This is a genomic window from Tautonia rosea (genome assembly GCF_012958305.1).
Lineage (GTDB): Bacteria > Planctomycetota > Planctomycetia > Isosphaerales > Isosphaeraceae > Tautonia > Tautonia rosea.
Genome location: NZ_JABBYO010000019.1, coordinates 14,143 through 39,036, shown reverse-complemented (window position 1 = coordinate 39,036; position 24,894 = coordinate 14,143). Strand labels below are relative to the sequence as shown.

The following is a 24,894-nucleotide window of genomic DNA, read 5'->3' as shown; positions in this document are numbered from 1 at the left end:
AGGATGGCATCGCCTCGGGTCGTCATCACGGGGATCGGGCTTCGTACGGGACTGGGTCAGACGACCGAGTCCAGCTGGCAAGGTCTTCGATCGGGGCTCTCGGCCGCGACGGTCCTGAAGCTGGAGGCTGGGCCTGGTCGGTTTTGGGCGGGCGTGCCGATCTGCGAGGCGGAAGCGGAGACCGAGGGGCCCGGCGTCCTCGAGGCGCGAGCGGCCCTGGCCGATGCCGGCCTTCCCTGTGTCGGGAGCTTCCCATGCGATCGGACCCGAGTGGCGACCGTGATCGGCCTGAGTAAAGGGGACCTCCAACGGCTTGTCGGATGGCATCGCTGCCTTTCGAAGGGGTTGGAGCAGTCGATCGGCGATTGGACCGACGCTTGGCCTGATGCCGGATCACAGGCGATCGGGAAGGCTCTGGACTTGCGAGGGCCTCGGCTGGCACCGATTGCTGCGTGCGCAACGGGCGTGGTCGCGGTCCTTCGGGCCGCTGACCTGATCCGCCAAGGAGCCTGTGATCTCGCCCTGGCCGGTGCCGTGGATCGGTCGCTGGAGCCGCTCGTGCTGGGAGCCTTCGAGCGGATGGGGGCGATGGCCAGGGTCGAGGGAGCACCCGAGTTTGCGATCCGCCCCTGGGACCGGTCCCGGAGTGGATTTCTGGTCGGGGAGGGGGGGGCAGTGCTCGTCCTGGAACGAGAGGATGATGCTCTGGCTCGCGGGGCCTTGCCGTATGCGGAGATCGGCGGGGGGGCACTGGGTTCCGACGCCAGGCATCTCACCAATCTCGACCCCGACCCGAAGCGTCTTTCAGCGTTGATCGTGGAGGCCCTACAACGGTCGAGGGTGGAGCCTAGTGAGGTCGATAGCGTGAACGTTCATGGAACAGCCACGCGCGTGAATGATCCGCTCGAATGCCAGGCGATTCGAAGGGCACTCGGCACGCATGCCGATGCCGTATCCTGCTCTGCAAACAAGGCTCAAATCGGTCATCTTCTGGGAGGAGCAGGGGCAGCCGAGCTGGCGATCACTTGTCTGTCGATCCGCGACCAGTTCGTGCCGCCGACCATGAATCTCAATGATCCGGACCCGAGCTGCGATCTGGATGGCACGCCAAATCATGGTCGATTCCGCGAGATCCGGGCCGCGGTCAAACTCTCCCTCGGCTTCGGAGGTCATCTGGCCGTGGCCGTGTTACGACGGCCGGAGGGGCCTAGACGATTGCCTCTGGAACAATTCCCGCATTGAGGGACGGTTCGATGAGCGCCGATCCGCTGGCCTGGCTCGACGAGGTTGCCGAGGAACGAACCCGACTCGGGTTGCAACGGTCCATCGTACCGTACGGCGCGGCCAGTCCCGGATGGATCGAGCGGGATGGTCGGAGGCTCCTCGATCTCAGTTCGAACGATTATCTGGGCCTTGCGAGCGATCCCCGCGTCGTTGCCGCAGGCATCGATGCCGCCCACCGGTATGGTTGGGGGGCGGGAGCCTCACCGCTCGTTTGTGGGTGGAGGGATCCTCATGAGGCCCTGGCCGAGGAGTTGGCCGTGTTCGAACACTCGGAGGCAGTCGCACTCTTCCCGACCGGCTACGCCGCCAATCTGGGAACGATTGTATCGCTAGTCGGGTCGGGTGATGTCGTGTACGGAGATCGGCTCAACCATTCGTGCCTGATCCAGGGCGCTCGACTGTCAGGGGCGACCGTACGGGTGTATCCGCATGGGGATCATGAACGCCTGGAGCACCTGATTGAACGTGACCGGGTTCGAGGACGATTCCGACGGACGATGATTGCGACCGATGGGGTCTTCAGCATGGACGGAGATCTCGCCCCGCTTCGAGAACTGGTCGAGATTGCCGAACGATCAGGAGCGATCCTGCTCGTCGACGAGGCGCATGGCACGGGCGTCTTCGGCCCGGACGGTCGAGGGGCGAGTGCGGCGCTTGGGGTGGCGGAGCGCGTGCCGATCCGCGTCGGCACCTTATCGAAGGGGATCGGATCCGTCGGGGGATTCGTTGCGGGGAGTCGTCGCTTGATCGATCATCTCCACAATCATGCATCGACGCTCTTGTATTCAACGGCAATGCCTCCCGCGGCAGCAGGAGCGGCGAGGGAGGCGTTACGGATCGTCCGGGAGGAACCCTGGAGACGTGATCGCGTTCATCAACTGGGGAGGAGCTTCCGGGAACGTCTGCAAGCCATTGGCCTTCCGGTTCCGCCCTCGGAAGGGCCAATCGTCCCGGTGATCCTCGGGGAGGTGGATCGAACCCTGAACATGGCGGCCCAGTTGTTCGCGTCCGGCTTTCTGGTCGCTGCAATCCGGCCTCCGACCGTTCCAAGAGGAACGGCTCGGTTGCGCATCAGCCTTTCCGCCAGTCACAATGAAGAGGAACTGGAGCGTATGATCAAGGTTCTTCGTCAGATCACCGTGTAGTGGTTTGGAATAATAATGCCCCGCGTCTTACGAGATTGCGAGGACGCGGGGCAATAGGGCTGACGCGGTTGTCAGGATGCGGTTCTGTTAGTGCCCTACGCGATTGAGGAGGGTTTCGAGCTCAGAGGCATCTTCGCTCGAAAGCTGGGCACGGGCATCCCAGGCCCTGGTCAAATACTGGTTGGCTCTGGCAGACCGTTCGGGGTCGGCCGCGATCAGGCGACCGAGGTGGAAGTTCAGGACGGCAAGATCGGGCGACTTCTTCAAGCCCTCGGTGTAGGACTGTTCGGCGTCCTTGTTCCGGCCGACGGCTTGCTGGATCGAGCCAAGCGTATCAAAGAACTCACCGGGAAGGGTCCGACGCTCGACGCGATTAAGCAATCCCTCGATCAGGTCGAGGGCTTCCTGGTCCTTGCCGAGATGGCGGTGCAAGATCCAGGCTTTGTTGTTCACGGCCTCGATGGATTTCGAATCGTGGGCGAGTACCTTGTCGTACATCGTAACCGCTTCTTCGAAGAGGGGGCGGGACGAGCCGGCGTCTCGCTGAGATTCCGCAAAGGAGAGGAGGATATCCCCGTAGGTCAGATGAACCAGAGGTTCATTGATGATCGCAACGGCACGTTCGGCCCAGGGTTTGGCCAGGTCGGAGCGTCCTCCCCGGTGAAAACCGAGTGCGAGGGCAAGCGAGAGCGTGCCTGAGGCCTTATCCAGGCCGATCTCGTCGGCGATCCGCAAGGCCTCGACGAGGTTCGCCTCGCCGGCCGCGGAGCCGTCGGCCGGGGGCTCGACCAGATAGCGGATCAATCCCGAGAGGATTTGCTCATCGTTGGGAAGCGTCTCCCGGGCAGCGTTCAAGGTCGCGATCGATTCGTCGACTCGACCGCGAAGGTGATTGATGCGAGCGAGTTCGAGGTAGGCCTTGGTCAAGTTTGGATTCTGCTCGATGGCCTGTTCGAGCAAGGCGACGGCCTCACCCTGTCGGCGTTCGATCTGCTCGGTGGTCCCAGTCTGGGAGGCCAGCGCGGATGCCTGGAGGAGCACGGCGTCGGCTCGTCCTGGAGACCGGTCGAGAATTCGGGCGGCTTCGGCCAGCGTCTCATCCGTCCGGCCCAGGTCGAGCAAGAGCTGCGCGAGGACCATGCGAATGTCATCGCGAAGGGGATTGGTTTCGAGGGCATCGCGATAGGCCTGGATGGCTCGTTCTTCGAGACCTTGATCGCGATAGATCTGAGCACGGAGCAGGGGGCCGATGGGGGAATCGGGGTTAATTTCCTCGATTTCTCGGGCGACGGCCTCGGCTTTCGTGTAGTCGGCCTGCCGGATGGCCAGCTCGCACTCGGCCTGTGGGAAGCGAAGGTCATCGGGGAACTGAGTCCGATACGTTCCCAGTAGCTTCAAGGCCCGGGCGTTGAGGTCCTGTTCCTCTTGCGGGCGATTCTGTCGAGCGGCCTGGCTTGCCTTGGTGCTGACGATCGTGATCAAACCGGCGGCAAGTCGGGGGTTCTTCGGTTGCCGCTCGATCAGCGTTTCGAGGAGTGATTCGGCCTCGTCGAGACGTCCCTCTCGGGTGTAGAGGTCAACAAGAAGCCGCTGGATGCGGTCGTCCGCGGTATCGAGGGAGGTCCGAGCTTCGACGAATTCAAGGGCGGTGTCGATGCCTTCGTTCTGGCGAATCACCTCGTAGACGGATCGGAGAAGATCGATCGATTGAGGGTGAGCCTCAAGGCCCTGTTCGAGAGTTTTTCGGATCGCCGCGATGGCGTTGTCGGGGGTCCTGGTTTCACCGGCGAAGGCGGCGAGCATCAGGTAGACGGCAGGAGGCTGTTCCTGGTGCTCGATCGCAGCCTGAAGGCGCTGAATGGCGTCGGGGGTCTTGCCTTGCTCGCTGAGCAGGTAGGACTTGATGATCACGGCACCGGCATGGCCGGGCTGGCGATCAAGGACCTGATCGACGAGCTTCTCGGCCACTGCCGATTCGCCGTTACGGCGGAAGAAGTCGGCGGCCTGGACGCGTTCATCGATGGTCGATTCGGGTTCGTTGAGCAGGGCGATCAGCTCTTTGCGAGCGTCTTTCCACTGCCCTTTTTCCGATCGTGCGGCGATAATTTGCCAGCGGGCGGCCCGCTCCATCGTCCCTGCGCTGTCCCCTTGAACAATGGATTCAAGGCGAGCAATGGCCTTATCGAAATCCTTGTTTTCCATGGCCATGGCGGCCAGGGACCATTCGGCAGCGGTTGCCAGTGAGAGGCCGTTGCCGAGCTCCTTCCTCGTGCCGTCACGGACGAGCTTCTCGAAGTCTTCGGCGGCTCGGGAGGGGGCGCCTCCTCGGCTATCGAGTTGGGCTTTCCAGAAGAGAGCGACCTTGTTGCTTGGGTCCTTTTCAATGGCGGCCTGGAGATACTTCGAGGCGGCGTTGAAGTCGCGTTCAGCCAGGGCAATCTGGGCGTCAAGTAGGTCGCCGGCCGACGCTTCGGGCCATCGACTGCGAATGATCTCGACGGTCTTCGACGCAGCGGCCAGGTCCCCCTGGGCCAGGTCGATCATGGCAAGCTGCACGAAGGGGGCGGTGACTCCCGTCCTCTCCCCGACCTCGGTCAGGACCGTTCGGGCCTCATCGGGACGATCGAGGACTCCGGAGAGAATGCGAGCTCGGGTCTGGGCCACAGTGAGGTCATCGGGATGATCGGCCAGGAAAGTGGCGAGAAGTTGGTCAGCCTTTTCGGCCTGGTTCTGCTTCAGGGCGATCGCGGCATGCAGTACGGCAAGCTGGGAATCATCTGGAGCCGCTTCGCGAGCGGCTTCGAGGGTCTTGACCGCGTCGTCGATCCGATCGAGTTCGACCAGCGTGGAGACCGCCAGGGCTTCGAGGGCAGGTGTACTGCCACCATGCCGTCGGATGTCGTCGAGCTGGGCGAGTCCGGCTTCCGGACCGTCGAGGGCAATGGTCAGTTCGGCCAAGCGGAGCGAAACGGCGGGGGGGACCTCGTCACCGTCCACGATCGAGCCCGCGTAGGCGGCCCGTGCGACTTCGAGATCTTTGGGAGACTTGCGGCTGCGGGCGATCTCCCCCTGGAGCAACTGAATCGTCCCGGAGAGTTTGGTCAGGCTCGGATCGCTGTCGGCGAGTCCGACGACACGATTGACGATCCGTTCGGATTCCTCCGGATAGCCAGCTTCAAGAAGACTCCAGGCAGCCCAGATCTGATAACGCGCTTCGAGCGGTCCCATCCGTTGGGCTTCGAGGAGATGCTGACGGCCAAGCGCGGTTTCGCCGGACATCAGAAGAGCAATGCCGTAGAGTGCCTTGGCCAGGCCGACCTCCGGAAGCTTGAGGGTTGCTTCGCGAAGATGTTTTCGAGCGTCGGTCAGCGGGCGGGAGGACTCGACCGCAGTCGCTTCTGTTTGAGGGCCAGTCAAACCGGAGCGTTCGAGATCGATGGCGCCCTGGAACAAGTAACCGAGTCCCTGGTAATCGGGACGAGTTCCGGCGATCAGGGCTTCAATGTGGGGACGAGCCTTTTCGAAGCGATCGGCGTCAGAGGAGTCGGACAGGGCGGCCTTGATCGCGGTTTCTCGAAGCCGCATGACTTCGTCTTGAAGTGAGGCGTCCTTGATCACGTCGGGGGTCAGGGCATTTTCAATGACGTCAAGGCAAGCGACCCGATGCCCTCGAAGGTTCAGGTGCTCGGCATACGCCTGGTGAATCCAGACGCCGACGAAATCGTCTGACTTCAACGCCTTCTGGAAGCCTCGGTCAATGACTTCTGCGAGTGGCTCCCAGCGTTCATCTGCGGAGACGCTGTCGGCCTTCGAAAGTTGTTCCCGGACGCGTCGGGCTAAACGCTGAAGCTCGACGATTCGGGTCCCCTGAAGGCCTTCCTGGGAAAGAATACGTTCGTTCTGGGAAAGAATCTGCTCGAGCGCGTGGGATTGTTGCTCGGTCCCACTTGCGGTTTCAAGATTCACAACGAGGAGTCGGAGGCGGCTGAGCTGATCAATTTCGTCGTCCGATGCATCAGGCTCACGATCGAGCGCCGTGGTAAGGACGCGCTGAAGCTCCGCGGAATTCTTGGAATACTGGGCGATCCGGGCCTCGACCCAGAAAGTTCGATCACGGCCCGTGGCGACACGCTGAAGCGCTTCGAGTAGTCGGTCGGCTTCCTTGATGTTGGCCGGTGATTCATCAAGTGCCTCGATGGCCAGAAGATACAGGGCATCGGGATCGTTGGGAGCCAGTGAGATGACCTGTCGCGCCCAGTGGATCTGTTCCGGGAGGTTGTCTCCCTTGAGACTCTCTGTCAGGAGTGCTTGTCGGGGTTCGAGCGCCGCCTTGTCGAATTTGGTGGCTTCGAGCAGGTGCCGAAGTCTCAGGCCCTGGTAGTGCGATCGTTTGGAGGCGTCGGCCTTATCGAGCCAGTCACCGTAGAAGTCGGCGATCTCGGCGTGAACCTCGGCGTTTCGCGATTCGATCTGATTCGCCTGGAGGTAATAGATCTCCGCTTCTTCAAACTTCCCAGCCTCTCGGGCCGAGCGGGCCTGTGTGAGGACATCGTCAATGTTCGACTGACCGGAGACGAGGACGAAGGCGACGAGCCCACCGAGGGCCACGGTGACGAAGAGCCCTGAGAGAATGATCAGGGGTTTCCAGCGGACGGACATCAGTTTCTCCTCCGTGCAAGATGCAGCGTCGCGAGGGCTCGCGCGCTCGAATCCGTTCACAACCCTTCCGCTCGGCAGAAGATCGGTTGGCAATGGTGTGTTGCGGTCGGGCTCGCAACGTGGCGAGCACGCTGGGTTCCATCCTCAAGGGTGACGCATCAGTCTGTCACTAGGGGGGCCGTCCATGGCTTGGTTCGCTCGGAGGTGGGTGAGTGCCCTGGTGGGGAGCGGAATCTTGCCTCGTCGAGACGCTCATCCTGAAGGTCCGGCAAAGGCCATGGCACGGCAACTCTATAACAGATCGCCCGCAGGTCGTACCAGTGCGATCCCGAATTTTTCCCGAGGTGATTGAGCTCCGTTATGTTCTCCAGCCGACCAGTCGTGACGAGGGTAGAGACGCCGACAGAAAAAAAAAAAAACTCCCCGGCCATACTCTGGCGAGGCCGGGGAAATCAGAATCGAGCCGTTGGCGGAACCTCAAACGAGAGACGTTCCGGGATGGGTCCAGGGATCGCGATAGGGGCGGGCGAGTCGACGGTTCGCTTCGTCGTCCCCGACGACCTGGCCGCGCTCGGCATCCCAGGTCAGGGTCCGTCCCAGTTCCATCGCCAGGTTCGCCAGAATGCACGAAGCCGAGGAGATGTGGCCTTGCTCAATGTCCGCGACAGGCTTGCCCCTCGACTCGATGGCGGACAGGAAATCGAGCATGTGGCGGCGAACCGCGGGAGCGACGTGCTGTTCCAGGTCTTTCTCGGTTCGATCCTCGGGGTACTCGTCGAGTTCGTAAACGACATCGCCGTGGATCGGCTGACCCTTGCGAAGGGGAGTGAAGTCGTAGCGATGAACGCTGAGCTTTAGGGTCCCCTTGTCGCCGTATATGGTCGCTCCCCAGGGGTAATCCGGATCGACGGGATGTCCCCAGGAACGGTGCTGCCAGACAACCGGGAACTCGTCGAACTCAAAGGATGCGGCCTGGGTATCAGGAATATTGGCGCGGCTCTGGGGATCGATGAAGATGCCTCCGGTCGAGGCGATGCGCTTCGGCCAACCCAGGTCGAGCAACCAGCGGACGGCATCAAGCATGTGAATGCACATATCGCCCATGATGCCGTTGCCGTACTCATTGAAGGCACGCCAGCCACGGGGATGGACGATGGGGTTGAAGGGTCGCATTGGGGCGGGGCCGGTCCACATTTCCCAGTCGAGATGGTCGGGAGGGGAGGTGTCAGGAGCCTGGGACCGGTTCCGCATGTGATAGTAGCAGTAGACCTCGACGTGCCCGATCGTTCCCAGCAACCCTTCGCGGAGGATGCGATCGCGGGCTTCGATCAGGTGCGGAGTACTGCGACGCTGCGTGCCGACCTGAACGACCCGGCCATGTTTCCGGGCGGCATCGAGCATGGCCTTTCCTTCGGCCACATCGACACTGATCGGTTTTTGCACATAGACGTCCGCCCCTCGCTCGACCGCGGCGATCATCGGCAGGGCGTGCCAGTGGTCGGGGGTGGCGATCAGGACGATGTCGAGATCATGCGAGTCGAGCATCTCGCGATAGTCGGCATACGTCCTGGGAACCTTCCTGGACTGCTGGCGCTGGGCCGTCATTTCGGCCGCCTCGGCAAGCATTTTCGCATCGACATCACAGAGTGCAACCACTTCGACTGGTGCCACCTGGAGCAACCGAAAGAGGTCAACCTTGCCGTACCAGCCGGTCCCGATCAGGGCGACTCGCTTGCCTTGCATGGCGGCGGCAGCTTCGGTAAACCCGGCGCCGGCCGAGATCGCGAGTCCTGCAGCGGTCGTCTGGAAAAACCGTCGGCGTTTCATGATGTGCCTCAGGGTTGAACTCGGAACGTCTGGAACTGCAAGGGAGGGGATTTCTGACTCTAGCGGTCCTGACGTCAGATTGCGACAGCGTGCCCTTCCGCTGGCCAGGAGCCGAGAGGGAGTATGAGGAAGACGCTTCGGAAGAACTCGAATTCTCCCGTTCCGACCCCGCACAGTTTGCGAGACTTTGTTAGACTGATCCGTTTTGATCGTCGAACCGTCTTCTGACGATCGAGTCCGGTTCGACTCGCAAATCTTCAAGAGGAATTGTTTGGGATGTCCACTCCGATCTCCAACGACGCGGGTCCTGGATTCGACACGCTCGGTCTTGACGCCCGCCTCGCGGAGACGCTCTCCGAACTTGGCTATGAAGAACCGACACCGATTCAGCGAGAGACGATCCCGCCATTGATTGAGGGTCGTAATCTGGTTGGTCAGGCTGCGACAGGAACCGGGAAGACCGCAGCCTTCGCATTGCCGTTGCTGCAACGCCTAAGTGCGGCAGGGGCCGATCGCGGAAAACCGGCCGGCCTGATCCTTGTCCCGACTCGAGAACTGGCGATGCAGGTGGCTCAGGCCGTGCATCGCTATGGCAAGAAGCTTGGCATCGAGGTGTTGCCGATTTATGGCGGACAGGCCTACGGCCCTCAACTTCGAGCGCTACAACGCGGTGTTGATGTGGTGGTCGCGACTCCAGGGCGGGCGCTCGACCACATCAAGCGGGGGACAATGCCCTTGCAGGGGGTGGTGACGGTCGTGCTTGACGAGGCCGACGAGATGCTCGATATGGGCTTCGCCGATGACATCGAGGCGATCCTGGGAGAGACTCCCGAAGATCGTCAGACGGTGCTCTGTTCGGCGACTATGCCGCCTCGCATTGCGGCAATCGCACGTCGACACCTCAAAGACCCAGTCCAGATCACCATCGCCAAAGAAAAGCTCCCTGCCGGAGCGATCCCGAAGGTCAGGCAAGTGGCCTACCTTGTGCCCAGGGCTTACAAAATTGCCGCGTTGGGACGGGTCCTGGATCTTGAAAATCCGACCTCGGCGATCGTCTTCTGCCGACGACGCGACGAGGTGGATCAACTGTCGGAAATGCTTAACGCTCGGGGATACCGAGCCGAACCCCTTCACGGAGGCATGTCGCAAGAGCAGCGCGATCGGGTGATGAAAAAGTTTCGGTCAGGAAACGCCGATCTGCTCATTGCCACTGATGTCGCGGCTCGGGGGCTCGATATCGAACATCTTTCCCATGTCGTCAATTATGATCCCCCGACTGAGGCGGAATCGTATGTGCACCGGATCGGCCGGGTCGGCCGGGCAGGTCGAGAAGGGGTGGCAATCACCCTGGCCGAGCCGAGAGAGCATCGTTTGCTCCAGAATTTCGAGCGTGCCACGAAACGAAAGATCGAGCTGGCCCAGGTTCCAACCGTTGCCGACGTCCGCTCGAAACGACTCGATCTGACCGTGGCTGCCGTCCGGGAAACCCTGATCGAAGGGGAGCTGGATCGCTTTCGGGTGGTCCTCGAATCGTTGACTGGGGAGTTTGATATTCTGACGGTCACGCTCGCCGCGCTGAAATTGGCCCACAATGCGCTGGGGAACGACGAAGACGATGATCAGGAAATTCCGGTGGTCGCTCCTCGATCGGATCGCCCGTCTCGAGACCGAGATCGACGACCGACTCGTGAACCAAAACGCAACACGAAAACGGGTCAGAATGGACCTCGGAAGGCTCGTCGTACCGAGTCGTCGAGCGTTGGGTTCGGTTCAGGAGTTGCTCGTCTCTATATTGGCGCGGGTCGAGAGGCTGGCGTCCGTCCTGGAGACCTGGTGGGAGCGATTGCCAACGAGGCCGGAATTAGCGGACGAATGATCGGTGCAATCGAGATCGCCGACCGTTTCTCGTTTGTCGAGGTGCCTGAGGAGGTTGCTGGTGAGGTCGTTGCGGCCCTTCGATCGAGCACCATCAAGGGCCGTCGGGTCACGGTTCGTCGGGCAGATTGATCGAGAAATTCCTCAATCGAATTCCCGGCTTCGATGCGAGCGTGCTCGCCAGGCTGAATAATGACTTCACCCTCGCATCGAGCGAGTTCTTCCAACCAAGGGCAACTCGACGAATTGAGGATTGAGAAGCGAGTCGGACGAGGGCTGTGGGCTCGGTCTGACGTTCGCTTGACGTAAGTGCAATTCTGTTGTTAAAATTAGAAGCCTCACCTCGATTGACCTACCTCTCTCCACCTGGTCAAGTTCAGTTCCTTTTCCACCCGATCCCTCGATGCGGGAGGTCCCTTCTGTGCGAAGTCACGTTCCCTGGTTGTTCGCGTGCGGACTCGCCCTTGGGTACCCGTTCGTCAGTGTTCGGGCAGGTGCACAGGACGAAGGGCCACCGGCGATTCCCGAGTTCTCCCTCTCGCAGACGTTACCCACCGTCGAGGTTCCGCGAGCAGCTCGGGTCAACGAGACGATCATTGACGCGACGCCTTTACCTCGGGATAAGGCACCACAGATTGACTACCGCGATCAGAACGCCAATTTCACCATCGGCGAGCAAGTTACCGGGCAGGCGAGCGGGGCAACCGGAACGATCCTGGCCGACGACGATCAAGGATTGCGCGGGACGCTCACCCTCGGTCAAGTCAATGGTGAATTTGAAGCCGGAGAAACGCTGTCGGGATCAAACACGGGACTGGCCACGGCGGAGACGGGGATTCGGGAAGGGATCTGGGTTCTCGACTTCTCATTCAAGCCTCTGCGAACCCGAACGATTGATATTCCGGGAATGGGCCGTCGGACGGTGCTCTATCTCTACTATCGAGTGATCAATCGGAGTGGTAAACCTCGGATGTTCGTCCCTCAGTTTTTCCTGGAAACGGACGAAGGGAAGCGTTATCCCGATGTGGTCCTGCCCCAGGCCGTCGAGGTTGTGAGGGCTCGAGAGCACACTCGTCCACCGATCGTCGGGGCTCCCTTGTTGGGAGCGGTATCAGTGACCGGAATGATTCCTCCGAGCACCAAGGACGGAGTGGATGATGCCGTTCACGGTGTCGCGTTCTGGATTCTCGACCAGGACATCGGCCGATCGGATGCGATCTCCATCTTTGTTCGCGGCCTTTCCGATGGCTTGCAGTATGGTGAAGATTCAGACGCGGAAGACTCGGACGTGAAGTACAAGACACTTCGAATCGACTTTTCAACGCCTGGAGATGAATTCGACGTCCGCGAACGTCAGTTCCGGCTCATCGCTCCTGGGTTCACCTGGATTTACGATTGATTTCGATCTTCGACGATCATCGCTTCCCTCTAGGCTCTCTTGCGTCGCGCATGAGAGCCTTTTGACGTTATGGCGAGGCAGACGGCTGATAGGGAGCGGGGTCCGACAGGCCGAGTCGGGTGAAGGCATCGAGCCGGAGACGGCAGGAGTCGCATCTGCCGCACGCGTGTCCCAGTTGGTCGGGATCATAACAGCTGTGAGTCTGGCTGAAGTCGACCCCGAGTTCGAGACCGCGGCGAATAATCTGATCCTTGGACAAGGTGATCAACGGAGCGTGAATCCGAAATCTCCCCTGTTCCTCAACCCCCGCCTTGGTCGCGAGCTGCGCCAGTGTTTCGAAAGCGGTCAGAAACGCAGGGCGACAATCTGGGTATCCGGAGTAATCCACACAGTTGACACCGATGAAGATGTCAAAGGCTCCGATTGTTTCCGCCCATGCAAGCGCAAGGGAGAGAAAAACAGTGTTTCTTGCCGGGACATACGTGATCGGGATACCTTCGGACAATTCGGCTTCGAGCCGATCTTTGGGAACCTCGATCTGATCGGTCAGGGCACTCCCGCCAAAGGAGCGAAGGTCGAGTGCGACTTCGATGTGTTTTGCCACACCGAACGCTTGGGCGACGCGTCGCGCAGACTCTTGCTCGATCAGATGGCGCTGTCCATATAGGATGGTTAACGCATAGGGAACGAATCCCCTGGACAGACATTCGGCCAGCACGGTTGTGGAATCGAGTCCACCGCTCAGCAGTACAATCGCCCTGGAACCGTCAGTTGTCATGGGGGAGCCCTCTTGCACGATGACCTGTATCCTCCCGACGATCCGTCACGGAGACGCCGGGGTGTGACGTACTGATGATTCTTGACATCACTTCCCCAAGAGTTCTTGACTCTGTTCGACTGGGATGGCCAAGTTCTTTACCACAACGCGGACCTCGAACGCCAAGTAGCTCCATGCGATCTTCGTAGAAATCATGGAATCGTGCTCGCTTTCGGGTTCGAACTCGACTAGGATGAAGATGGGAAGCATCAGTTTGTTCTAACTTGAGTGCTTTGCCTGTCTCCCCTTGGGGTTCCCCAACGTTCCGATCGGTCATTGTCTCACCGTTCTCGATGAGGAGGTCGCGTCCATGCGACGATCTCGCGGCGGCTTTACGCTGATTGAATTGCTCGTCGTCATTGCCATTATCGGGGTCCTGATCGCCCTGTTACTGCCAGCCGTGCAATCGGCCCGGGAAGCGGCACGGCGAGCGCAGTGCACGAATAATCTGAAGCAGCTGGGTCTGGCCCTCCATAACTACCACGATATTCATAACTCGCTGGCTCCAGGGCGGATCTGGCGAGCCGGTCCACCAGGACCGTCGTTTCCGACCATCTTTTCCGGGACGCCGAATACCACCTGGTTTATCCTGATGTTGCCCCAGTTCGAGCAGCAGGCACTTTATAACGCTTTCAACTTCGAACTTGGTGCCGAAGGAATTCCGACTGCCTGGGGAGTCGGAGGTCCGCTTGCACCTGCCCTGGGCTTCTTCGCAAACAGCACCGTGACGGGAACGAAGATTTCGATCTTCCAGTGCCCGAGCGACGAGGAGCGTCAGTTCCAGATTACTCCTCAATATCAGGGGGGGTTGCTTAGCGGGCCCGTGTTTACGAAGGGCAATTATGCGGTGAGCTGGGGCAACACCAACTGGCGTCAGACGACCGTCGGGAGCCAGCAGTATCTTCAGTCGGCCTTCGGCCATCGCACGACCAAGTTGGCGGATGTCCGCGATGGAACGAGCAACACGGTGTTCATTGCGGAAGTTCTCCAAGGAGATCGATTCGATGTGCGCGGGGTGATGTGGTCGAGTGTGCCGGGTGGAGGTTCGTTTATGACCCGCTTCGCCCCGAACCAATTTCGAGATTACCTGGACCTGGTTCAAGGTGGCGATTTCCTGAATCAGCCGATCTTCTGCGTGCCAGAGGATCGATTGCCTTGCACCGGAACCGCGGGCGACAGTCAGGCCTTTGCCGCGGCTCGAAGCCGGCATGCAGGCGGGATCAATGTGGTTCTCGGCGACGGTTCGGTCCGCTTTGTCAAAGAAACGATCAATCCATTGATCTGGGTTGGCTTGAACTCGATCCGGGGAGGAGAAGTGATCAGCGCTGATCAATTCTGACCTGAGACCGATTCCACAGCACGGACGGTCCGTCGATCTCCCGAGTGGCGATCGACGGACCGTTTGTTGTTTTCCGAGCGAGCTTGACGCCTTTATTACCACGCGGCTTCAAGTAGTCCGGCAAGCGACGATTCATCGCAAGGTCGGGGATTGGTCTGATGACAGTGATCGAGGAAGGCAAGGCGTGCGTAATCTGCGATCCTGTTCCGATCGAGCCCGTCGAGCTCACCAAGACGTCGGGGTAGGGGGAGTCGGGCCAGCAAGATCTCAGAAAGGGTAATCAGGTGGCCGGGACCGTCTCCACTACGTCCCAGGCCGAGGTGACCTGCGAGCTCGGCCAATCGCGCATGTGCCGCCTCGAAATTGAACCGCAAGGCATGGGGTAGGAGGATCGCGTTGAGGGTTCCGTGATGAGCATGACCTTCCGAGCCGAGGGCATGAGAGAGGGAGTGGATTACACCAAGCCCTTCTGAAAGCTGATTCCCCCAAGTAAGGCCCCCATCATCAGGTTTCGACGGGCGTCCTGATTTGAGCCGTTTTGTACACTCGGTTCGAGTCCCTTGGCGACCTGGCGGAGGCCTTCGAGGGCGATACCGTCGCAAATGGGGTGGTAGTTGGTTGAAAGATAACTCTCGATGCAATGAGTCAGTGCGTCCATTCCGGTCCCTGCAGTAAGAATCGGCGAGAGACCGAGTGTGAGTCCGGGATCGCACAGTGCAACGCTGGGCAACAAATGAGGGCTGAGCACGGCGGTCTTTCGACCGGTCTGGGGGAGCTGGATCAGTGCACCTCGGCCTGCCTCAGAACCGGTCCCTGATGTCGTGGGGACGGCAACCAGAGGGGGTAAGTTGGCGGTGATCCGAGAGGAACCGCCTGTCGTGACATCGTAGTCCGCAAGTTGACCCGGATGAGTGACGAGCAGTCGAGTGGCCTTGGCAGCATCGATCGGGCTGCCGCCGCCGAGTCCGATGAGGCCATCACAGTCATGCTTCCGATACGATCCCAGGGCGCTCAGCACATCCGTTTCATTGGGATTTGCCTGAACTTTATCGAACACCACAACTCTTGCATGACTCTTGGGTGTCGCAGACAGTCCCTCCAATACCCGATCGAGGATGCCCGAGGCGATGATCCCCGGATCGGTCACGACGAGCGGACGTTGAACACCGAGAGCGGCAAGTTCGGCGGAGAGTTCGGAAATCGCACCGTCGCCGAAGCGAATGCGAAGGGGAAACGTGAACGTGGAAACCATCACGGCACCGCCCGGCACGATTGGAAAAGGGACTCAGCCGAGCAGTTCGAGGAACCCTTGCATCTCTCCCGCGGCTTTCAGGTCGCCAAGGGTTTGAGCCTTCGCAATCCCTTCGACAAAGTAGGCTCGGGCACGTTCCGAATCGCCCTCATCCATGTACGATTGCCCGAGTTGCTGATAGGCAGCGACCTGATTCTCGGGATGATCGGCGATCAGAGCTACAAGCCGGCTTCTGCCCTCGTCAAGGTCTCCCTCTCGAAGACATTGCATGGCAAGGCCATAACGAAGAAACGTATCGGATGGGTCGGCAGCGAGACTTTCTTCGAGGGCAAGTCGGCGAGGAGACTTCTCAGAGTCGGACATAATCGGTTTCCGAACAGGGAAATCAGGCAATGATCGCGTGGGATCCAGGCTTGATGTCATTCCACGCTAAAGGCTCATCCGTTGTTCTGTCAATCGTTGCGAACTTTGAGAGACGCTTGCAACGGGCGAGTTGAATCGTCATTCTCTTGCTCGCAAGCCTAGAGGTATCGTTCGCGCCTGACGGCATCGGAGTGCTCATCTACCCGATCGTTGGCATGGACCTGGAATTCTCGATGAGTGAGCAGGATCGTCATCCGGGCAAGAACGGGTCTGCCTGGCATACTCGCAGTCTCCTTCTCGAATCGGAGATTGCCTGGCTGATCATCCTAAGCGTGCTCGACGTGTTCCTGACCTGGGCCTTGCTTTCGAGGGGACCGCAATTCATCGAGTCGAACCCGCTGGCAGCCTGGGTCTTTCGTCAGTACAACATCAAGGGGTTGGTGGCGTACAAATTTCTCCTAATCGCCGCGGTTGTCGTTATTGCGGAAGGAGTTGAGTATGCCAAGGAGGGGCGAGGTAAGCTGGTGCTCCGGATTGGGATCATCGCAGCGGCAGCTGTCGTGCTTTACAGCGTGATGCTCAATCTTCGACATCCGTTCTGATTCCAAGAGTGCTGGGATGCCCGCTTTTCCGAACCACCGGGTTGATTCAAGGTGCTGTCTCCATCATGCTGCGGGACCTCCGACGCGGATCGATCTGATGGTCAAGGTTCGGAACACGGTCAGAATCAGACGTGATTCGGAGCAAGAGCCACCCGAACGTGGCCAATATGCCAGTCAATCGCCTCCGATGCGCCGAGCCTGGATGACACGCCCCATGACCCATCGAGCACGGTTGCCTTATTGGCTGCTAGGGCTGTTGGTTGTTGTCGGATGTTCGGAAGGGGAACACTATCCCGATCGTCCGATCATGCTCATTTGTCCCTGGTCGGCAGGAGGAGGTACCGACACCGTTTCGCGGACGGTGGCCGCCCTTTTGGAACGTGATCTGGGGGTGCCGGTCAATGTCGTGAACGCGACCGGTGGATCGGGAGTTACCGGTCACACCCGGGGCGCTCTCGCCCCGGCTGATGGTTACACCCTGACCATGGTGACTGTCGAGTTGAACATGCTCCACTGGCGGGGCCTCACCAACATCACTCCCGACGACTTTCGGCCGCTCATGCTGCTCAATCGGGACGACGCAGCGTTGTTCGTCAGAGACGATGCTCCCTGGCAATCGCTGGCGGAGTTGAAGGAGGAGGTCTCAGCTCAGCCTCGGGCGTTGAGGGCCTCGGGCACGGCGCAGGGGGGCATTTGGCACGTAAGCCTTGCAGGCTGGCTGAATGCGGAAGGTCTGGACGCTGGCGATATTCTTTGGATTCCGATCAATGGAGCAGGACCCTCGCTCGACGCCTTGATGTCGGGAGGTGTTGAGATGGTCTGTTGCAGCCTTCCGGAAGCCTCAGCATTGCTGGAGTCGGGGCGAATCCGGTGCCTTGGCGTCATGGCCTCAGAACGTGTGGAGGGCTTCCCCGAGGTGCCCACATTCCAGGAAAAGGGATCGGACTGGACGATGGGAGGCTGGCGAGGGCTTGCCTTACCCCTGGATGTGCCGGAGGACCGAGCCGAACTGCTCGAAGCGGCAGTCGAACAAGTCATTCAAAGCGACGACTACCTGGCATTCATGGCGAGCACGGGATTTAACGTCTCTCCCGCCGGCCCTGAAGCATTTCGGGCCATCATGGAAGGGTTCGACCAACAGATGGGAGAGATCCTGACGGGAGAGGCCTTCCAGTCGGTCCGATCAACCCGATACGGGCCGATGATTTTTCCAACGATTCTGTTTGCCTCGCTGGCTCTTGTGCTCTTGATCCTGGTCGTTCGAGGGGGGCTCAGGCGATCGGTCGATTCCCCTCGACTTGATCGAGACGGGATGGCTCGCATGGGAGTGGCCCTGGCGTTTGTGCTGGGATACCTGATTCTGGCCAGTCGACTCGGTTATGTCATCACGGCGACAATCCTGTTGCTGGCGATGTTGCTTTCCCTTCGGGTGAAGTGGTCTGTTGCCCTGGCGGTCGCACTACTGTTGGCACCGATGTCCTATCAGGTGTTTGCAGTGGTCTTGCGAGTGCCACTTCCCTGGGGATGGCTGGGTTGGTGAAACCGGCGATCGCAGGCGCCGGAGAGGGGACTTCGAAGCTGATGGATCCCGCAGTCGTGGACGCCGCCTCCCAGGTCTTTCTCGACCCGGTCGTCTGGACCGCTATTGTTGCGTCGGCAATTTACGGCGTATTCGTGGGGGCGGTTCCAGGGTTGACCGCCACGATGGCGATGGCGTTACTGGTTCCCTTGACCTACTGGTTGCCACCGCTTCCTGCCCTGGCGGCCGTGGTGACCATGGTTGCCTGTGCGATTTTCGCGGGGGATATTCCTACGATCTTGCTTCGGATCCCTGGAACTCCTGCATCGGCAGCATATGCGGACCTCGGCAGTGGCCTTGCCGCGCGAGGGAGGGCAGATTCGGCGTTGGTGACCGCCTTGATTTCCAGTGTTGCGGGAGGCTTGTTCGGATCGATCGTGCTGATCTTTCTTGGGAGCCAGTTGGCACAGGTCGGGACCTTGTTCAGCCCAGCCGAGCACTTCTGGCTTTACGTGCTGGGATTGACCTGTGCCGTCGTTGTTTCACAAGGGGCTCCAATCAAAGGAGCCCTCGCGGTGTTGTTCGGCTTGCTTGTCTCGACCGTTGGTTTGAGTGCGGTCCATGCTCAGTCAAGGTTCACTTTCGGCAATCCGGAGTTGTATCAAGGTATCGGCTTCATTCCGGCCATGATCGGCTTGTTCGGAGTTTCGGAGGTCTTCAAGAATCTGCTGACGATGGTTCCTGAAGCTGAGCAGCAGTCGAGTGGGATTTCGGAGGATCGCATTTCCTCACCAGGCCACCCTCTAAACGAAGTGCCAGAAGCAATCCGACGAGTGATACGTCGGCCGTTTGCGAGTCTGCGATCTGGGGCGGTAGGTGCGTTGATTGGTATGCTTCCTGGTGCCGGTGCGGACATCGCAAGCTGGGTTTCCCTTGGAATTGGTCGGCAATCGAACACTCCGCTGAGCGAATCCGACGATGAAGCGGCGCTGGATCGACTTGGAACCGCGACGACCGCCAACTCATCGGCCCTGGCGGGAGCTTGGATCCCAGCCTTAATTCTCGGAATTCCCGGCGATTCGGTCACAGCGATCGTGATCGGAGTGCTGATGATGAAGGATCTGACACCCGGTCCGGAAATCTTCGAAAAACAAGCCACACTGGTTTACGGGTTGTATCTGATTTTTATCCTTGCAAACCTTGTGCTCTTGCCAATTGGTTTGGCTGCAATCAAGGCCGGTGGTCTGGTGTTGCGGGTGCCGAAACGTATCTTGATGCCGGTGATTCTTCTCTTCTGTGTGCTTGGCTCGTACGCAATCAATGGAAGCACCTTCGACATCGGGGTTATGCTGGTTTTCGGACTGGTTGGGTTTTTTCTGGAGCGGCGGGCCATTCCACTCGGCCCGGTGGTCCTCGGCATTATTCTTGGAGGTCCACTCGAAGAACGCCTGATCCAGGTGTTGACGGCGGCAGATGGTTCGCCGATCGCCTTTGTTGACCGATGGCCGGCTCGCATTCTTGTGGGCCTATGGGTTCTACTCCTGATGGTTGCGGTGATCCGTCCCGGACGTTGGCGCTCTCAGGAAACAAGGCAGGAAGGTCTGTGAGTCGAAAGGATTTCGATCCTCGGTCGAGAGTTGTCAATTCAGGGAGTTGATTTCCTCAATCCCCTTCACAGTTCCTCGTCGAGGTATTTCCCGAGTGACCGGTTTACCTCGGATTGTCGAACTGGCTCGACTTCTGGTTGCCTCAGTACTTCGGGCGGGAGATTTCGCCATCGATGCGACGGTCGGCAACGGGCACGATACGCTCTGGCTCGCTCAGCAGGTCGGCCCAACGGGTCGGGTTCTCGGACTGGATGTTCAAACGATGGCGTTGCGCACCGCTCAAGGCCAACTCGTCAAGGCTGGATTGATGGATCGCGTTCTGTTGGCCCATGCCAGGCACGAATCCCTCGATCGATTGCTCTCCCCCAGCCATGCAATGGGTCGGCCAAGGGTCGTTATGTTTAATCTTGGCTATCTTCCCGGTGGCGATCATTCGATCGCAACTCGACCCGCGACGACACTCGCGGCGCTCGATGCAGCATTGGCTCAGGTGTTACCAGGAGGTCTCGTGAGCGTGGTGGTTTACCCGGGGCATCCGTCTGGTCGAGAAGAATCTGAACAGGTCCTCGACTGGGCTCATATGCTTGGCAAGACCTCACTGGGGATCCTCCGTTGTGATCTGCTTGGAACGGTGCAGCCAGCCCCCTGGTTGCTCGTCCTCTCTCCTGAAGCGAAGACGAAAACGATGATCTGAAACACACTGTTTCGGGGGAGTTCTGTGCACAAAATCCTCACGTTTTCCCTCGATCGGTCCGTCATGCAGGAAGCGCGAAAGGTGAAACAAGAAGTTGTAAACGATTCTCTCGAATTCGGTTGCGGAAATTGGGGCGAAAACTCGATTCGAATAGAGGACCGGTGTCTTGTCCTGGAAGTACTCCTTGGTTAGTCTATTGGAAACGGTGTTGGTTCAACACAACGGTTATCCTTGAATTGACGCCGAGATTCCAATCGCCCGCCATCAGATTCTTTCGCGGGTTGCATGAGTTCCCAGAGCGTCGTGATGGATGCCCTTCCGTTGGCGAACCTCATGTCCTTGGGTTCGGGTGCAATCCTTGTTTTTTCGGAAACTTCGTGAAATAAATCACGATCGGCGTTAAACCTTGAGGTGTTCCCCCCCGGGCACCTGGGTTTTCGGTAGACGGATGTCCTGGCGGGCGGGACTTCGGCGGACGGTCGCCCGAGTGGTCTTGCCTTGGTCGGCGAGTCGAGGAGAGCAATGCCTCAGATTTTTCACCCGAGCGCCAACACGCTCGCTCGAGCGAGCATCTTCGGCGGGGCGTTCGTTGCCCTGGGGGCGGTCCTTGTCACGCACATGGTCATTCGGTCGCCGTACCAGACCGAAGTTCATGTAGTCAAATCGCAACCGGTCCCGTTCTCTCACGAACACCATGTTCGGGGCTTGGGAATTGATTGTCGTTACTGCCATACCTCAGTGGAAGAATCGTCATTCGCCGGGTTGCCCCCGACCTACACGTGCATGAGCTGCCATTCGCAGATCTGGACGGACAGTCCAATGCTTGCCCCCGTGAGGGAAAGCTTGGCACTGGATCGCCCGCTGGAGTGGAATCGCATCCACGATGTTCCGGATTACACCTACTTCAATCACGCAATCCACGTGAACAAGGGGGTCGGCTGCTATTCTTGCCACGGTCGCGTCGATTTGATGCCGTTGGCCTGGAAGGAAGAGTCGATGAGCATGGGTTGGTGCCTTGAATGTCACCGGAACCCTGAGAAGCACCTGCGTCCACGCGAAGAAATCTACAACCTTGAATGGTCGGTCGACAAAGACCAAGAGGCTGTCAAGGCGTTCGTTACGCGTGAAGCCGATGCGGAATCCAAGGAGTTTCTGATGGAAGACGATTATGTCTCTCAGGAGGAACTCGGGCAGCTTCTGGCTGCGATGTATGAGGTTCCCACGCTCGGCCATAACACTCCCTTGACCAATTGCGCGGTTTGCCACCGATGAGAGAGTCCCAGCACGCTCCGAAGCGGACGCCTTTGAACCTGGCTCGCCTTCGCACACAACTCGAGGGCGCAACCGGGCCTCGGTACTGGCGTGGCCTTGAGCAATTGACCGAGACGGACGAATTCCTCAGCTATATTCAGCGGGAATTCCCTGAGCAGGCAGACTCCTGGGATGATCCAGAGAGTCGCCGTCAATTTCTCAAGTTGATGGCCGCATCGCTTGCCCTTGCCGGAGTGAGTGGTTGCGCGTTTCAGCCTCAGGAGAAGATTGTTCCTTACGTCAAGGCTCCTGAAGAGATGGTTCAGGGGAAGCCGCTCTTTTTTGCGACTTCTATGAGTCTTGCTGGTGATTGCATCGGACTCCTGGTCGAGAGTCAGGAAGGTCGCCCGATCAAAATCGAAGGAAATGCCCTACATCCGGCTTCTCCTGCGAGTCTGACGACCGAGACAATCGAAACGTTAAAGGGAATCGCCTCCGATCCTGACGCATCCCCGATCAATACAACGGTAGGATCGACGGATCAGTTCTGTCAGGCTGAATTGCTTTCACTTTATGATCCGGATCGCTCGCAAACGGTGCTTCGCAATGGCAGGCCGAAGACCTGGGAAGATTTCCAGGTTGCCATGCTTGAGCAATACGAGCAGCTGAAAGCAAAGGGGCAGGGGGAGGGGCTTCGAATTCTCACTCGCCCCATTTCCTCTCCCACGCTTCGAGCACAGATTCAGGGTCTGCTCGACGAGTTCCCGAACGCTCGCTGGATTCAGTATGAGCCTGTGAACCGAGATCATGCTCGGGACGGAGCCATTCGGGCATTCGGTGAAGATCGACAGGCGATTCTCCATGTTGATCGCGCCGATCGACTCGTGACACTTGACGCGGACTTCCTGGCGTTCGGCCCGGGACATCTCGTTCATGCTCGCGGTTATGCTGACCGTCGGAACCCCGACCATCCTGATGGGATGAGCCGGCATTACGCTGTCGAGTGCAACCTGACGTTGACTGGGTCGAACGCGGATCATCGGCTGCCTCTGCCTGCAAGTCGAGTCAAGGATTTTGCCTTGATGCTCGCCAGGGAATTGGGAATCTCGGGACTCCCTGAGCCTTCAGTGTCCTTACCCGATGAGGCCAGTCGATGGATTGGCCCGTTGGCTCGCGATTTGAGTGAGCATCCTGGGGCTTCGCTCGTGGTTGCCGGAGAAGGCCAACCACCGGTCGTTCACGCCTTAGCCTTCGCCATCAATGAGACCCTTGGAAATTTTGGGAAGACGATCGAGTGGATCGAACCGATCGTCGAGTCGGTCAACCAAGGGGAATCACTCCAGGGGTTGGTGAATGACCTGAACACCGGCGCGGTTGACACCCTGGTCATGCTTGAAGTCAACCCTGTCTATGATGCTCCCTCGGATCTGAATTTCCGAGAAGCGCTCATTGATGCGGAAAACACCCTTCGTGTTCATCTCGGCCTCTATTTGGATGAGACAGGAGAGCTTTGCCAGTGGCATGTTCCTCAGGCCCATTTCCTGGAAGCGTGGGGAGATGGTCGGGCTTTCGATGGAACGGCAACTCTGGCGCAACCACTGATCGCGCCTCTGTTCGGCGGACGATCGAGCCTCGAAGTCGTCGCGGCGATCCGAGGGGATCGGAATCCCGACGGTCGAGCCTTGCTCGAAGCGTTCTGGCAAAATGAACTTGAGGAAGGCTCAAGCGGTGAGGTCTCTGGATCGAGCGGGTTTGCTCGAAGATGGCGGCGATGTCTTCACGACGGATTAATCGAAGGAACCGCTTTCGCTCCCGTTGACGTCTCGATTTCCGACACTGCCTCACTGGCGACTGTGGAAGACTTCGAACCCACTGAAGGCGACCTCGAACTCGTCCTTGCTCCCGACCCAACGATTTTCGACGGGCGATTCGCCAACAATGCCTGGCTTCAGGAATGTCCCAAGCCCATTACCAAGCTTACATGGGACAATGCCTTGATGGTGCCCGTCTCAATGGTGGACGAGGCGTCTACCGGACCTCTCGCAGGTTTGCAGACGGGGGACGTGGTTGGGCTGACCGTCGGAACGCTGACACTGGACGTACCGATCTTTGTGATGCCTGGCCATGCCGAGGGAGCCGTGACGCTCCATCTTGGATACGGCCGAGTGCGGGCTGGCCGTGTCGGCAACGGCACTGGATTCAATGCCTATACCGTTCGATCCTCCGCGGCACCCTGGATTATTCCTGGTGTTTCGCTTAATCGAACAAATCAAAAATATGAACTCGCGTCCACGCAACTGCAAGGTTCAATTGATGGGCGAGATCTCTACCGTGAAGCAACCCTGGAAACGTACCAGTCCCAACCGGATTTTGCTCACCTGAATCAGCATTTCTCTGCTCGGTTTGGTGAGACGACAGACTCTCTCTATCCCGAGTTTGATTATTCTGCGGACCGCGGTGAAGGGTGGAATGGTCATCCAGGGTATGCCTGGGGGATGACCGTGGATCTGAACCGCTGTGTGGGCTGTGCCGCTTGCGTCGTGGCCTGTCAGGCGGAGAACAATATTCCGGTCGTCGGCAAGCGAGAGGTGATTCGCGGTCGGGTCATGCACTGGATGGAGGTGGACCGCTATTTTGCGATCGAAACACCCGCTGGTCAGGAGCCTGCGCTCAACAACCCTAAGATTGCCTTTCAGCCGCGATTCTGCATGCATTGCGAGAAAGCCCCGTGCGAGCCGGTTTGCCCTGTCGGTGCAACCGTCCACGATCACGAGGGGCTCAACAATATGGTTTACAACCGCTGCGTTGGCACGCGGTACTGCAGTAACAACTGCCCCTACAAGGTTCGAAAGTTCAATTTCCTGAACTATCCCGAAATCCAACTCAAAGAATCCGAGCTTGGTTCGGGCTTCTCTCCTCTGGTGCTCCTGAACAACACCGATGTGTCGGTGCGATCCCGGGGCATCATGGAGAAGTGCACCTACTGTGTTCAACGTATCTATGAAGGCAAGATCCAGTCGGAGATCGAAGGGCGACGCGTGCGGGACGGCGAGATCGTCACTGCCTGTCAGGCCGCCTGTCCGACCCAGGCTCTGGTCTTTGGAGATCTGAACGACGAAACGGCGCAGGTGACCCGGCTCAAAAAGTCGCCGCGCAATTACGGAATGCTGGCCGAGGATCTCAACACTCGGCCTCGCACGACGTACCTGGCTCGCGTGACCAACCCGAATCCCGAGATCGCGACGGCGTGAGGCGGAGTCG

At 59.2% G+C, this 24,894-nt stretch carries 15 protein-coding genes and 1 pseudogene; 11 read left to right on the top strand and 5 right to left on the bottom strand.

The window, feature by feature from the left end; genetic code table 11:
- Positions 1–3: 3 nt before the first annotated feature.
- Together HG800_RS23910 and bioF are read left to right on the top strand one after the other, a co-directional pair.
- Positions 4–1,242, top strand: coding sequence for a beta-ketoacyl-[acyl-carrier-protein] synthase family protein (locus HG800_RS23910; protein WP_235963927.1), 1,239 nt, complete (start codon positions 4–6; stop codon positions 1,240–1,242).
- 11 nt (positions 1,243–1,253) lie between these two features.
- On the top strand, positions 1,254–2,429 hold the full coding sequence (gene bioF / locus HG800_RS23905; protein ID WP_169980326.1) for an 8-amino-7-oxononanoate synthase: 1,176 nt from the start codon (positions 1,254–1,256) through the stop codon (positions 2,427–2,429).
- Positions 2,430–2,516: 87 nt separating this feature from the next.
- Here bioF and HG800_RS23900 read toward each other — a convergent pair whose 3' ends face one another.
- Positions 2,517–7,088 (bottom strand): tetratricopeptide repeat protein, encoded by a 4,572-nt coding sequence (locus HG800_RS23900; RefSeq protein WP_169980324.1) that lies wholly within the window; start codon positions 7,086–7,088, stop codon positions 2,517–2,519.
- A 477-nt stretch (positions 7,089–7,565) separates the two neighbouring features.
- Positions 7,566–8,915, bottom strand: coding sequence for a Gfo/Idh/MocA family protein (locus HG800_RS23895; protein WP_169980322.1), 1,350 nt, complete (start codon positions 8,913–8,915; stop codon positions 7,566–7,568).
- A 276-nt stretch (positions 8,916–9,191) separates the two neighbouring features.
- Here HG800_RS23895 and HG800_RS23890 point away from each other — a divergent pair, with 276 nt between their 5' ends.
- Both HG800_RS23890 and HG800_RS23885 read left to right on the top strand, forming a co-directional pair.
- The gene (locus HG800_RS23890; RefSeq protein ID WP_169980320.1) at positions 9,192–10,922 is read left to right on the top strand and encodes a DEAD/DEAH box helicase; all 1,731 of its coding nucleotides are present in this window, start codon (positions 9,192–9,194) and stop codon (positions 10,920–10,922) included.
- 289 nt (positions 10,923–11,211) lie between these two features.
- Positions 11,212–12,189: a hypothetical protein gene (locus HG800_RS23885; RefSeq protein WP_169980318.1), complete on the top strand. Its 978-nt coding sequence runs from the start codon at positions 11,212–11,214 to the stop codon at positions 12,187–12,189.
- A gap of 67 nt (positions 12,190–12,256) precedes the next feature.
- Here the strand turns inward: HG800_RS23885 and queC are convergent, their stop codons facing one another.
- Positions 12,257–12,967 (bottom strand): 7-cyano-7-deazaguanine synthase QueC, encoded by a 711-nt coding sequence (queC, locus tag HG800_RS23880; protein ID WP_169980316.1) that lies wholly within the window; start codon positions 12,965–12,967, stop codon positions 12,257–12,259.
- A 349-nt stretch (positions 12,968–13,316) separates the two neighbouring features.
- On the opposite strand from queC, the gene HG800_RS23875 reads away from it, so the two are divergent.
- Entirely contained in the window at positions 13,317–14,345 is a 1,029-nt protein-coding gene (locus HG800_RS23875) for a DUF1559 domain-containing protein (protein ID WP_169980314.1), read from the top strand.
- A gap of 95 nt (positions 14,346–14,440) precedes the next feature.
- Here the strand turns inward: HG800_RS23875 and HG800_RS23870 are convergent.
- Positions 14,441–15,597: pseudogene (locus HG800_RS23870) on the bottom strand (iron-containing alcohol dehydrogenase).
- A 33-nt stretch (positions 15,598–15,630) separates the two neighbouring features.
- Entirely contained in the window at positions 15,631–15,960 is a 330-nt protein-coding gene (locus tag HG800_RS23865; RefSeq protein WP_169980312.1) for a hypothetical protein, read from the bottom strand.
- Between the two features lie 191 nt (positions 15,961–16,151).
- Between HG800_RS23865 and HG800_RS23860 the strand changes: the two genes are divergently transcribed.
- The 6 genes from HG800_RS23860 (at position 16,152) to HG800_RS23835 (ending at position 24,884) form a co-directional block, all read left to right on the top strand.
- Complete coding sequence (locus HG800_RS23860) at positions 16,152–16,562, top strand: DUF5658 family protein (protein ID WP_169980310.1); 411 nt, start codon at positions 16,152–16,154, stop codon at positions 16,560–16,562.
- A gap of 214 nt (positions 16,563–16,776) precedes the next feature.
- Positions 16,777–18,102 (top strand): tripartite tricarboxylate transporter substrate binding protein, encoded by a 1,326-nt coding sequence (locus HG800_RS23855; protein ID WP_169980308.1) that lies wholly within the window; start codon positions 16,777–16,779, stop codon positions 18,100–18,102.
- Between the two features lie 41 nt (positions 18,103–18,143).
- On the top strand, positions 18,144–19,688 hold the full coding sequence (locus tag HG800_RS23850; RefSeq protein WP_169980306.1) for a tripartite tricarboxylate transporter permease: 1,545 nt from the start codon (positions 18,144–18,146) through the stop codon (positions 19,686–19,688).
- Between the two features lie 94 nt (positions 19,689–19,782).
- Positions 19,783–20,382 (top strand): class I SAM-dependent methyltransferase, encoded by a 600-nt coding sequence (locus tag HG800_RS23845; RefSeq protein ID WP_169980304.1) that lies wholly within the window; start codon positions 19,783–19,785, stop codon positions 20,380–20,382.
- Between the two features lie 522 nt (positions 20,383–20,904).
- Complete coding sequence (locus tag HG800_RS23840; RefSeq protein WP_182830390.1) at positions 20,905–21,654, top strand: cytochrome c3 family protein; 750 nt, start codon at positions 20,905–20,907, stop codon at positions 21,652–21,654.
- Positions 21,651–24,884 carry a TAT-variant-translocated molybdopterin oxidoreductase gene (locus tag HG800_RS23835; RefSeq protein WP_169980302.1) on the top strand — a complete coding sequence of 1,078 codons (3,234 nt, stop codon included), beginning with the start codon at positions 21,651–21,653 and terminating at the stop codon, positions 24,882–24,884. The genes HG800_RS23840 and HG800_RS23835 overlap by 4 nt, the downstream gene beginning before the upstream one ends.
- Positions 24,885–24,894: the final 10 nt, after the last annotated feature.

Coding starts and splice junctions, on each gene's coding strand:
- HG800_RS23855 (WP_169980308.1), top strand. CDS start 16,777: ATGACCCATCGAGCACGGTTGCCTTATTGGCTGCTAGGGCTGTTGGTT.
- bioF (WP_169980326.1), top strand. CDS start 1,254: ATGAGCGCCGATCCGCTGGCCTGGCTCGACGAGGTTGCCGAGGAACGA.
- HG800_RS23900 (WP_169980324.1), bottom strand. CDS start 7,088: ATGTCCGTCCGCTGGAAACCCCTGATCATTCTCTCAGGGCTCTTCGTC.
- HG800_RS23890 (WP_169980320.1), top strand. CDS start 9,192: ATGTCCACTCCGATCTCCAACGACGCGGGTCCTGGATTCGACACGCTC.
- HG800_RS23875 (WP_169980314.1), top strand. CDS start 13,317: ATGCGACGATCTCGCGGCGGCTTTACGCTGATTGAATTGCTCGTCGTC.
- HG800_RS23910 (WP_235963927.1), top strand. CDS start 4: ATGGCATCGCCTCGGGTCGTCATCACGGGGATCGGGCTTCGTACGGGA.
- HG800_RS23895 (WP_169980322.1), bottom strand. CDS start 8,915: ATGAAACGCCGACGGTTTTTCCAGACGACCGCTGCAGGACTCGCGATC.
- HG800_RS23850 (WP_169980306.1), top strand. CDS start 18,144: ATGGATCCCGCAGTCGTGGACGCCGCCTCCCAGGTCTTTCTCGACCCG.
- queC (WP_169980316.1), bottom strand. CDS start 12,967: ATGACAACTGACGGTTCCAGGGCGATTGTACTGCTGAGCGGTGGACTC.
- HG800_RS23840 (WP_182830390.1), top strand. CDS start 20,905: ATGCCTCAGATTTTTCACCCGAGCGCCAACACGCTCGCTCGAGCGAGC.
- HG800_RS23835 (WP_169980302.1), top strand. CDS start 21,651: ATGAGAGAGTCCCAGCACGCTCCGAAGCGGACGCCTTTGAACCTGGCT.
- HG800_RS23865 (WP_169980312.1), bottom strand. CDS start 15,960: ATGTCCGACTCTGAGAAGTCTCCTCGCCGACTTGCCCTCGAAGAAAGT.